Below are 11,789 nucleotides of genomic sequence, written 5' to 3' on the forward strand. Positions count from 1 at the left end.
ATAGAATATCAAACCGTCAAAAAAACCGACAAACCAACAAGCAGGCCAAAAACTGCAACCTCCCAAACCTTTACCACGAAATATGAAGAAAGATGCACCGCTTGCTGCCAAACTATCGCCGATACATTCCAGGAGCTGCTGGTAGCCCTCGGTCAACTGGCCAGACTTGATCTGGCAGTGAAGGAGAAATGCAGTAAAGACGCGAGCCAGCTTGCTGAATATATGGTGGAAAGGCTTAAAGAGTGGCCGCCTGTTCCCAGGACGAATATGAGGACAGTTGAAACCTATGCCACTCATGAAAGGTGGTAAATAATTCTAGATTTGAGGCAATAATATAGATAGAGTTTAAATTCATTGGGTGTAGGAAGGTTTCGTGATAGTTGAAAAGAGCCGTAAAAAGGCTCTTTTTATATTCAAATGTTCGGCGGGAAGTATCCCGCCGTTGGTCTTTTGGATGAACCAATTGAGTCGAGACAGTAGCTGTTTGTCACAGATGAGGGCTTGAACACATATGCTTTGAGTAAGGTTGTTCAAATTACCCGTTAGGCTAATACTACGAAGTTATGATATAAAACATGACTTGCTGGTTATTTATATAATCTTACCGAAAAACAGGAATTTAACAGATGAGGTACACAAATGAAAAATTTCAAAAGGTACTATCCTTTATTTGTAAGCGTCAAATCGACTGTATCTTCAAACTACCTCATAGACATGAGATAATGCCTTCAAATTAAACTTTGGAGGTATTTTTTATGACTAGAGGATTGAAACACGAACTATGGCAAGAACGTATTTGTAATTATCGAAATAGTGGCCTGAACGCTCAAACCTGGTGCCAGCAAAACAAACTCACCCTTTCCAGCTTGCATTACTGGATCAACAAATTGAATAAAGAATCCCTCGAGTCGGAGAACTCTTGTAAACATGAGTTTGTCCCGATCACTCAAGTGGGAATACCGATGAGCCCATCGGCTCCCATAGTGATTCGATATAAAAACCTATCGATTGAGGTTTTTGAGAGTTGTCACCTCGACACACTACGTAATGTCTTAGAGATTCTAAATGTCTATGCTTGATTTTACTTTAGGTTCCCAGGTATATCTGGCATGTGGTGTCACGGACTTAATGAACCATGTCCTTGTGGCTCTGGCAAGAAGTATAAAAAATGTTGCAGACAATAACTAAGCGCCATTTATTCTCAATAATCAAAAAATAACCAATTACGTTGATGTTCGCCACTATATATGGTACTATTTATGTAGGAGGTGGAGCGGTTGAGCAAGCTTAAAAAGCTTAAAAAGCTGCTTGAACGTATTCGGAATAATCCTAAACACGTAAGATTTGAAGAATTAGACAAAATATTAAGCCATTACGGATTTACTAAACGACAATCATCCAAGGGTACCAGTCACTATTACTATATAAAGGGAGAGAAGCTTCTCTCGGTCCCATTTCACAAACCACATATTAAGGCTACATACGTTGAGCGGGCCATCGAACTGTTGGAAGGAGAAATTAACGATGACGAATAAAGGGATTGATTATTACTTAGCTCTCCCATACAAATACTCTTTATACCCGGCTGAAGAGGGTGGATATGTTATTGAGATACCTGATCTGCCTGGTTGTATTACCCAGGCTGAAACAGCAGATGAAGCATTAGAAATGATCGAGGACGCCAAAAAAGGCTGGATAGAGATAGCTTTGGAACAGGGCATCGAAATTCCTGAACCAGCTAAAAACGACTACTCAGGAAAATTTAATGTGCGAGTTCCAAAAAGTCTTCACAGATATTTATCTGAACTAGCTAAAAAAGAAAATATAAGCCTTAATCAATTAATTCTTTATCATCTTTCGCGGAGTGCTGGATTTAAAGGTTAGTCAATTGGAGCGGTTAATACCCGCTCTTTTTATTTTAGAAATCCATTAATTAAACATCATGGCAAGTGAGTTTTATTGACAGAAGAAGCGATTGACGCTCATCAAAGTGGGTATAAATCTTATGCAAGATTTACATAAAATTTACATTAAGCGGCATCCGTAGTCCTTACGAGCGGTAGACAAGGAAGACGATTACCAACTGGAAGTTCGCTAAATGGAAATATAAGGGATTGTTGAATAAATAGCACATTTATAACACTGAAAATACGAAAGTAGATAATATTAATTTTTGTTAAAAGGTGCTGAATTTGTGCTAATTGCTATGTCAAAGATTTAATAAAATATTGCTAATATATGGCTTACCTCTTGCTTTACGCAAGAGGTAAATTTTCTAGGACTCTTGCATTGGGTAATTGGTGAAGGTCATGGGTAACGGTTCATCAACGGAAAGCTACAAGCCTTTGAAACAAGACCTGTCCTTGAAAGGTATATAGGCGAAATGGTTAACAATCATTATTGTGAAATTTGTGTTCCTATACACTAAGGTGTTTTCGGACCTTTAACATCTCTTATTGACATAACGATACTGCTAATGACAGCTGGGTTCTTCTTTTATTGCAGGGCATTGGCAAAACGAGGCGTGCTAAAATAATTAACTTTCCGTATCGCACGCCTGTTAATAGGTTTTTTGTTGGTTAGTTGTTATAATCAAAGGGTATTTAGTAGCGGGAAGTCTCGGCAGCGGGAGAAATGTCCTTATGCCTCACCTTGCTTCGGTGAAAGAGGTGGAAATAATGAACGAAAAAGCAGCAGAACCCACCCCTTTCAAGGTATCGGTTCGGACTCTTGTGGAGTTTGTGCTGATGCGCGGAGATTTGCAGCCGGGTTCGATTAGCGCTTCACGAGCTCAAGAAGGGACGAAGGGCCATCAATATGTCCAGAAAATAAGCGGAGCAGATTATTTTCCAGAAGTGACGCTAAGCTATGTCTATGCCAATCTGGAAATCAAGGGGCGAGCCGATGGCGTTATAAAGAGCGATTCTGGAGTCTGCATCGATGAGATTAAAACAACCTCGCTGGATTTAGACCTTATAGATGAAGCATTTAACGATTTGCACTGGGCACAGGCGCAATGCTATGCCTTCATGTATGCGGTTCAAGAAGGCTTAGAGACAGTGGAAACTCAGCTAACCTACTTTCAACTGGATACTGCCCAAACTAAGAAATTCAAGAAAACATTTGCTCAGACAGAGCTTGCGGAGTTTTTCTTTAACTTAGCCGAGCGTTATTTAGCATGGGCCTACCACTTGCAAGAGTGGGCGGAGACGAGAGACGCTAGTATTCGCAAGACGCAATTTCCCTTCACGACGTACCGACCAGGACAACGGGAATTGGCTGTAGGGGTATACCAAACAGTCAAGCATAGCCAAAAATTATTTGCCCAAGCCCCCACGGGTATTGGCAAGACGATGGCAACCTTATTTCCCGCCCTCAAAGGGATGGCGGAAGGGCTTACCTCACAGATCTTTTATCTGACGGCAAAGACGATCACGCGAACGGTTGCCGAAAAAGCCATAACAAATTTGCAGACACAAGGGTTAGCAATTAAGCGTCTGACCTTGACGGCGAAGCGAAAACTTTGTTTTCTCCCCGAGTCGACCTGTCTTCCTGAGGATTGCCCTTATGCCCAGGGATTTTACGATCGGGTACGTCTGGCGGTGGAGGATGCGTTTGAAGAGGATTCCTGGTCGCGTCAGGTGATCGAGGAATATGCACGCAAGCATTCAATTTGCCCTTTTGAGTTTTCTTTGGAAATGGCAAATTGGGCGGATGTCGTAATTTGTGATTATAATTATGTTTTTGACCCTCGGGTGTATTTAAAGAGATTCTTCCTTGAAGGGGGAGAGTACACCTTTTTAGTGGATGAAGCGCATAACCTGGTGGATCGGGCACGAGAAATGTTTTCGGCAGAGGTAGTTAAGGAGTCCTGGTTGAAGCTGAAGAGGCTTACCAAAGAGGACGATGCGAAACTGACGAAAAGTTTGACTAAAGTTAATTCTGCCTTAGTCAAAGAGAAAAAACTCAGCTCAGAAACTGAGGGAAGCGGAGAACGGATAGAAAAAGAGCCTCCGGCTAAACTGCTTCAAGCGTTGAGACAGTTTGTCAAAGAAGCCGAGGGTTTTCTAAAAACCAGTGAACAGCCTTTTGCTTGGCGGGATTTATTTATAGACCACTATTTCCAAGCTTTGAGTTTTATCCGAACTTCGGAAAGTTATGATAGTCACTACGTTACTTATCATCAGCCTACTCGAGATGATTTTCGAGTTAAGCTGTTTTGCCTTGACCCTTCTGTGCGATTGAGAGAAGCCTTGGCAAGGGGACGGGCTGCTGTCCTTTTTTCAGCAACTCTGAGTCCAATGGACTATTATATGAACATTTTGGGTGGCGAGGAAACATCATATAAGCTGAAATTAGCATCGCCATTTCCCCCAGAGAATCTTTGTCTGCTTATTCAGGACCGCATCTCTACCAAGTATAGGCAGCGTGTTCAGTCCTATAGCTTGGTTGCTGAAGCAATAAGCTCTGCCATTTCTCATAAAGAGGGAAACTATCTTGTCTATTTCCCCTCCTATGATTATCTAAATGAGATTTATCTGAGATTTAGGGAACTAAACCAACAGGTGGTCGTGATCTGTCAAACTCCAGGCATGTTAGAAGAGGCACGGGAAGAATTCTTAGCACACTTTGCGATTAATCCAGAGCGGACACTGATAGGATTTGCGCTGATGGGTGGGATTTTCGGCGAAGGGATTGATCTGATCGGGGATCGACTTTCGGGAGTGGTGATTGTTGGAGTCGGGTTACCTCAGATTGGCCTGGAGCGGGAGATTATTCGCTCGTATTATGAATCAGCCAGTAATCAAGGTTATGAATTTGCGTATATGTATCCCGGCTTCAATAAGGTCTTACAGGCAGTAGGGCGAGTTATTCGTACAGAACAAGACCGAGGGATAGTGTTATTAATTGATGAGCGTTTTTCTCAATCGTCTTATAAGAAGCTTTTTCCTGAAGAATGGGAAAAGGTTCGTTATGTTAGAAATACTGATAACATTCGCACCACAATGGAGAGATTCTGGACGCATGTTTAAGGCGCTCCTTACTCTAGGTGTCCGAGATGGTTTCTAAGTATTTGGTTTATGGTTTATGGAGGAACGTTCAAAATTGCGGATAGTATACGTGTATTCTTAGTTATCCCAGTTATAAACAGTTGAATCATTGGTGCTCTTGTGTTAAGTTTAGTTAAACAAAATTAATTAAATATGTAGAGCAAAGGCGCTCGAGAAAGTTTTTGTACTTCTAAGTTAAGGTACATTCTTTTAAGAGCGCTTTTTGGTTTATAAAATATTAAAATTTCGCAACGAAGGGTGAGTAATATGCAAAATTATGGTTTGCCAAAGAAACAGGGCCTTTACGATCCAGCATTAGAGCACGATGCCTGTGGTATGGGATTCGTTGTGAATATTAAGGGCGAGAAGTCTCATGACATTATTGATGAAGCTTTAACCGTATTGGAAAACTTAAGTCATAGAGGGGCAAGCGGAGCAGATGTAAATACAGGCGACGGTGCCGGAATACTAGTTCAGATACCTCACGATTTCTTCCAAAGGGAATGTGATGTCCTGGGCTTTAATTTGCCGGAAAAAGGCAGCTACGGCGTCGGTATGATATTTGCCCACAAGTATGAGGATGTCAGAAAAACGCAGATAGAAACTTTCGAGAACATCGTTCAGGAAGAAGGGCAGAAGATCCTGGGTTGGAGGGAAGTTCCTATCGATAAGACGACAGTCGGCGAAGGAGCAAAAGCGGTAATGCCTAGGTTCATCCAGGTTTTTATTGAAAAGGAAGTTACTATAGCGGATGAAATGGAATTTGAAAGAAAGCTTTATACCATCAGAAAAAGAGCAGAAAAAGTAATTTTTCCCATGTGTGAAGAAAAGGGAGGCACCTTCTATGTCGCCAGCCTTTCTTCAAAAACCATCGTTTATAAAGGTATGCTTACGGCAGAGCAACTTAGAGATTTCTATCTTGACCTTTCAGACCTTGATTTTGTCTCAGCTTTGGCTATGGTTCATTCAAGGTTCAGCACTAACACCTTTCCAAGCTGGGAAAGAGCACATCCCAATCGATATATTGTACACAACGGCGAAATCAATACCATCAGAGGGAATGTAAACTGGATGAAGGCGAGACAGCAATGTATCGATTCCCCTTTGTTTGAGGATATTTCTAAAGTCTACCCTATCGTCGATGAGACGGGTAGTGATTCCGCGATGTTCGACAGCAGCCTGGAATTTCTTCACCTGACCGGAAGGTCGCTGCCTCACGCAGTGATGATGATGATCCCAGAACCCTGGGAAAAGAATGAACTGATGTCCAAAGAGAAAAAGAATTTCTACGAGTTCAACAATTTTATCATGGAACCTTGGGATGGCCCTGCCGCCATGGGGTTTAGTGATGGTGTGGTCATAGGAGGAGTACTGGACAGAAACGGACTCCGCCCATCAAGGTATTATATAACTAAAGATGACAGGGTTATTCTGGCCTCAGAGGTCGGAGTTATTGACATCAAGCCTGAAAATGTAAAATATAAAGGCAGACTGGAACCGGGCAAAATGCTGCTTATTGATACCCAGGCGCAGAGAATAATTTCAGACGAAGAAATCAAGCAAAATGTATCAATGATGCATCCCTATGAGGAATGGAATAACAGACATATTGTTAAACTCAACGATATGATGGTCGTTGAAGCGAAGGAAGAGCAGGACGAGCAAGTAAGGGAAGGCCTTATTCAGCAGCAGAAAGCCTTTGGCTATACCTTTGAGGATATAACTAAAACCATTCAGCCTATGGCGATACAAGGCGCAGATCCTATCGGAGCCATGGGTATGGATTCGCCGCTGGCTGTATTATCTGAGAAACCCCAGATGCTGTACCTCTACTTTAAACAGCTCTTTGCCCAAGTTACCAATCCTCCTATTGATGGAATAAGGGAAGAAATAGTTACTTCGAGCAGCATTTTGCTGGGGGATACGGGAAATCTCCTCGATCCCGATCAAAGAAATTCAACCAGCCTGCTCCTTGAGCATCCGATCCTGACCAATCAGCAGCTTCAGACCATTAAACAACTGAGTAATGGTAAGTTGAAGGCAGCTACAGTTTCCATACTTTATAAAGCTTCGGAAGAGGTAAAGTCTATGGAAACCGCCTTAAACAGGATCTTCAGAGAAGCTGACAAGGCGATCAGTGAAGGAGCAAATATCATTGTTCTCTCAGACAGAGGTGCAAATGAGAAGCTTGCAGCAATTCCTGCGCTTTTGGCGTCCTCAGGACTTCACCATCACCTGATCAGGAGAGAGATTAGGACTAACTTAGGAATTGTGCTGGAATCTGCTGAGCCGAGAGAAGTACATCATTTCTGTACCCTTATCGGTTATGGTGTCACAGCCGTCAATCCCTATCTTGCCTATGAGACCATTAAGGATCTCTCTGAAAAAGGACTACTGGAAGGACTGAGTTACGAAGAAGGTAAAAAGAATTTTATCAAGGCTTCGGTAAAGGGTATTCTTAAAGTACTGACAAAAATGGGTATCTCTACCATAAGGAGTTACCACGGAGCTCAAATCTTTGAGGCGGTCGGTCTGAAAAAGGACCTAATCGATAAATATTTCACCATGACACCCTCCAGACTTGAGGGCATAGGACTTGAAGCAATCGCGCTTGAAAATCAGCTGCGACATGAGAGCGCCTATAATGAAAATTCTCCTTATACGGACACCCTTGAAGTAGGTGGATACTTCCAGTGTAAAGATGATGGGGAAATCCATCTTTACAATCCCGAAACGATCTACATGCTTCAGAAGGCATGTAGGGAAGGAAACTACTCACTCTATAAGGATTTCTCTAAAAAAATAAACGATGAAGAAATATACGCCTTAAGGAATCTGCTTGATTTTAAGCTTAATGCAGGCGACACCCTTCCCATTGAAGAAGTGGAACCGGTGGATTCAATCGTCAAAAAGTTTAAGACCGGGGCAATGTCCTACGGATCCATTAGCAAAGAGGCTCACGAGTGTCTGGCCATTGCCATGAACAGACTGGGTGGTAAAAGCAACACCGGTGAAGGCGGAGAGGACAGCGAACGATTCAAGGTCATGCCCAACGGAGACACAAAGAACAGTGCGATCAAGCAGGTTGCCTCAGGACGTTTCGGCGTGACCAGCAACTATCTTGTCAATGCTGAAGAGATACAGATCAAAATGGCTCAGGGAGCAAAGCCCGGTGAAGGGGGTCAGCTGCCGGGTCGCAAGGTTTATCCGGAGATTGCCAAGGTTAGGCATTCAACCCCAGGCGTAGATCTTATATCCCCCCCACCCCATCATGATATCTATTCGATTGAAGATCTCGCTGAATTGATTCACGACCTGAAAAATGCCAACCGGGATGCGCGTATTAACGTCAAGCTTGTTTCTGAAGTCGGAGTAGGGACAATCGCTGCCGGGGTAGCAAAAGGAAAAGCGGATGTCATTCTAATCAGTGGATACGACGGTGGAACCGGAGCTTCCCCAAGAACAAGCATCAGAAATGCAGGACTTCCTTGGGAGCTTGGACTTGCCGAAACCCATCAGACTCTGGTTCTCAACAAGTTGAGAGACAGGGTGGTCGTAGAAACAGACGGAAAGCTGCTTTCAGGTAGGGATGTCGTTATTGCGGCCATGCTTGGAGCAGAGGAATTTGGCTTTGCGACAACCCCGCTGATCGCTATGGGCTGTATCATGATGAGGGTTTGTAACCTCAACACCTGTCCTGTAGGAATAGCCACTCAAGATGAAGCCTTAAGGAAGAATTTCAGCGGCAAACCTGAGCATGTCGAGAATTTCATGAGATTTGTCGCCCAAGAAATGCGTGAAATCATGGCCAAACTTGGCTTTAGGACCATCAATGAAATGGTAGGGCGTTCGGATAGACTTAAAACCAAAGAAAATATCAAGCATTGGAAGGCAGCACACTTGGATCTGTCCCAGATTCTCTATCAACCCTATGCCGGTGCTGATGTCAGCCGATTTAACACCCAGTCACAGAACCATATGCTGGAAGAATCAATGGATTTAAAAAAGCTGCTTAGGATCTGTAAACCGGCACTTGAGAATCAAACACCCATCCGAGCTAAGCTAAAGATCAATAATGTCGACCGAGTTGTCGGCACAATCGTCGGCAGCGAAATTTCCAAGAGATACGGTGAAAAGGGGCTTCCTGAGGATACCATCAAGCTTACCTTTGTAGGATCGGCTGGACAAAGCTTTGGAGCATTTACTCCGAAAGGACTGTCTCTGGAACTGGAAGGGGATGCCAACGACTATTTAGGAAAAGGCCTTTCAGGCGCAAAAGTTGTGGTTTATCCACCGAAGACTTCTGACTTTGAGCCTGAGAAAAATATCCTGATTGGAAATGTCGCCTTCTATGGGGCAACTTCAGGGGAAGCCTATATCAACGGGATAGCAGGGGAAAGATTCTGTGTCAGGAACAGTGGGGTAAAAGCAGTCGTCGAAGGTGTGGGTGACCATGGCTGCGAATATATGACTGGAGGCAAAGTGGTTATCCTCGGTAAAACAGGAAGAAACTTTGCTGCCGGAATGTCTGGCGGGATAGCCTACATTCTGGACTTTGACGAAGTATACTGCAACAAGTCGCTGGTGACACTGGAGAAACTAGAATCTGAAGAAGAAATGAACGAGATTCAGGAAATGATCCAAAAACATGTCGAGTATACCGGCAGTCCTCAGGGCAGGAAAGTTCTTGATAACTGGAAAAGCTATTCACTGAGATTGACTAAGGTCATTCCTAAAGATTACAAACGTATGCTGGAGAACATTGATAAAGCTCACAAGGCTGGCTTAAGCGGTGAAGAGGCTTTAATGGTTGCCTTTAAAGAGAATTTTAAAGATGTTTCCAGGACTTAAGGGTGAGGTGGGACTGAAATGGGAAAAGCGACAGGATTTTTAGAGTATCAAAGAATCAAACCTAAGAAACGATCTCCTGAAGAAAGAATCAAAGACTGGAAGGAGATAAGGTTGCCGCGGGATCCTGAGGTTATACAAACTCAGGGTGCACGCTGCATGGACTGCGGAGTCCCTTTCTGTCACGGCGGTGTGCTGTTAAATGGCATGGCCTCGGGATGCCCTCTGCACAATCTTATTCCGGAGTGGAACGAACTTATCTATAAAGGTCAGTGGGAAGAAGCTTACAAAAGGTTGACCAGAACCAGCCCTTTCCCGGAATTTACGTCCAGAGTCTGCCCTGCACCCTGTGAGGGCGCTTGCACAGAAGGCTATATCATGGAGTCTGTTACCATAAACAGTCTGGAATATGAAATCATCGAGAAAGCCTTTGCTGAAGGGTGGGTTGCGCCCAGGAAGGGTAAAGCCACAGGAAAGAAAATTGCTATCGTCGGTTCCGGCCCTTCCGGATTATCTGCTGCCTATTATTTAAATACAGTAGGGCATGATGTAACTGTCTATGAGAGAAGCGACAGAGTCGGCGGCTTAATGATGTACGGGATTCCCAACATGAAGCTGGAAAAACACATCGTGGAAAGACGCTTCGCACTGTTGAAGGAATCTGGAATCCAATTCGTGCTTAACACAGAGGTAGGCCAAGACATCAGTGCTCAGGAATTGGTGGATCAGTATGATGCGGTTGTGCTTTGCGCCGGTGCAACCAAGGCGCGAGGACTTGATGTTGAAGGAAAAGCCCTTAAAGGGGTTCACTTTGCGGTGGATTTTCTCAAGGCTAATACTAAAAGCCTCTTGGATTCAAATCTTCAGGACGGCAATTTCATTAGCGCCAAAGGCAAGAAGGTCATCATTATTGGTGGAGGGGATACAGGCACGGACTGCGTAGCCACCTCCATACGGCATGGCTGTGAGAGCGTCTACCAATTTGAAATCATGCCTGAACCGCCTGCCGAGAGAAGAGAAGAGTCTAATCCTTGGCCGGAATGGCCTAAGAAACTTACTGTGGATTACGGCCAAGAAGAGGCCATAAGCCTCTATGGCAAGGATCCGAGACACTACCTTATATCCACTCAAAAGTTAGTGGGAAATGAGAACGATGAGGTCACTGAAGTTCATACCGTAGAAATCGCTTGGGTCAAGAACTCCTCTGGAAGAATGGTGCCTCAGGAAGTTCCAGGGAGCGAAAAAGTATGGAAAGCTGACCTTGTGCTTCTGGCTATGGGATTTCTTGGTCCGGAAGATACGATTGCCAATGAGCTTAAGCTGGATAGAGACTCCCGCAGCAATGTGAAAGCGGACTATGAGGTTTTTGAGACTAATGTGGATAAGGTATTCACCGCCGGCGATATGAGGAGAGGTCAGAGTCTCATCGTCTGGGCTCTCCAAGAAGGAAAGCTTGCCGCACGGGAAGTTGATAAATACCTCATGGGTAAAAGTGTCATTAAATAGTTAGGAGATGGCCCCAACCCTGAAAAATGGCGTTGCGGGCCATCTTGTTCATTATTACTATTTATCTTTGCCCAAAACGAGCGAAAGGCACTAGGCTTATCGCTCGTTTTCATGGTTTAATAGATGGATGGACACAGCAAATCTAGTTAAGATGAATGAGGGTGCATGAATGTTTATGTATGTTTTTCCGATAGTACTTATTGTAACATCGAATATTGTTTACAACGTATGCCAAAAATCCACACCTCAAAGTGCTAACCCTTTTTCGGCGTTGCTGATTACTTACTTAACTGCTGCAGTTTTAACCTTAGTGGCATTTCCATTTTATAAAACGGATAAAGGTTTTTTTCAATCCTTTAACGACTTAAATTGGACCAGTTTTGC

Annotated in this window: 7 protein-coding genes and 2 pseudogenes; all 9 read left to right on the forward strand. The window is 43.7% G+C overall.

Features of this window, described 5'->3' with window-relative positions; all coding sequences use genetic code 11:
• Positions 1-309 (forward strand): annotated as a pseudogene (locus JL57_RS02820) (hypothetical protein); the annotation flags it as partial.
• Positions 310-755: 446 nt separating this feature from the next.
• Complete coding sequence (locus tag JL57_RS33350; RefSeq protein WP_291299623.1) at positions 756-1,079, forward strand: IS66 family insertion sequence element accessory protein TnpA; 324 nt, start codon at positions 756-758, stop codon at positions 1,077-1,079.
• 30 nt (positions 1,080-1,109) lie between these two features.
• On the forward strand, positions 1,110-1,184 hold the full coding sequence (locus JL57_RS36190) for an SEC-C metal-binding domain-containing protein (protein WP_366556970.1): 75 nt from the start codon (positions 1,110-1,112) through the stop codon (positions 1,182-1,184).
• Positions 1,185-1,277: 93 nt separating this feature from the next.
• Entirely contained in the window at positions 1,278-1,535 is a 258-nt protein-coding gene (locus JL57_RS02830) for a toxin HicA (RefSeq protein ID WP_034140546.1), read from the forward strand.
• Complete coding sequence (locus JL57_RS02835) at positions 1,525-1,884, forward strand: type II toxin-antitoxin system HicB family antitoxin (protein WP_034140547.1); 360 nt, start codon at positions 1,525-1,527, stop codon at positions 1,882-1,884. Before JL57_RS02830 ends, JL57_RS02835 begins: the two co-directional genes overlap by 11 nt.
• 794 nt (positions 1,885-2,678) lie before the next feature.
• Positions 2,679-5,033 (forward strand): ATP-dependent DNA helicase, encoded by a 2,355-nt coding sequence (locus tag JL57_RS02840; protein ID WP_034140552.1) that lies wholly within the window; start codon positions 2,679-2,681, stop codon positions 5,031-5,033.
• A 285-nt stretch (positions 5,034-5,318) separates the two neighbouring features.
• A complete protein-coding gene (gene gltB, locus JL57_RS02845; protein WP_034140548.1) occupies positions 5,319-9,902 on the forward strand; it encodes a glutamate synthase large subunit in 4,584 nt (1,527 codons plus the stop codon).
• A gap of 18 nt (positions 9,903-9,920) precedes the next feature.
• On the forward strand, positions 9,921-11,405 hold the full coding sequence (locus JL57_RS02850) for a glutamate synthase subunit beta (RefSeq protein WP_034140549.1): 1,485 nt from the start codon (positions 9,921-9,923) through the stop codon (positions 11,403-11,405).
• A gap of 169 nt (positions 11,406-11,574) precedes the next feature.
• A pseudogene (locus JL57_RS02855) lies at positions 11,575-11,789 on the forward strand (hypothetical protein); the annotation flags it as partial.

It is taken from the genome of Desulfosporosinus sp. BICA1-9 (assembly GCF_000802135.1).

What these genes read in the sequence shown, in the direction of transcription:
- JL57_RS33350 (WP_291299623.1), top strand. Translation starts at nt 756, where the DNA reads ATGACTAGAGGATTGAAACACGAACTATGGCAAGAACGTATTTGTAAT.
- JL57_RS02835 (WP_034140547.1), top strand. Translation starts at nt 1,525, where the DNA reads ATGACGAATAAAGGGATTGATTATTACTTAGCTCTCCCATACAAATAC.
- JL57_RS02840 (WP_034140552.1), top strand. Translation starts at nt 2,679, where the DNA reads ATGAACGAAAAAGCAGCAGAACCCACCCCTTTCAAGGTATCGGTTCGG.
- gltB (WP_034140548.1), top strand. Translation starts at nt 5,319, where the DNA reads ATGCAAAATTATGGTTTGCCAAAGAAACAGGGCCTTTACGATCCAGCA.
- JL57_RS02850 (WP_034140549.1), top strand. Translation starts at nt 9,921, where the DNA reads ATGGGAAAAGCGACAGGATTTTTAGAGTATCAAAGAATCAAACCTAAG.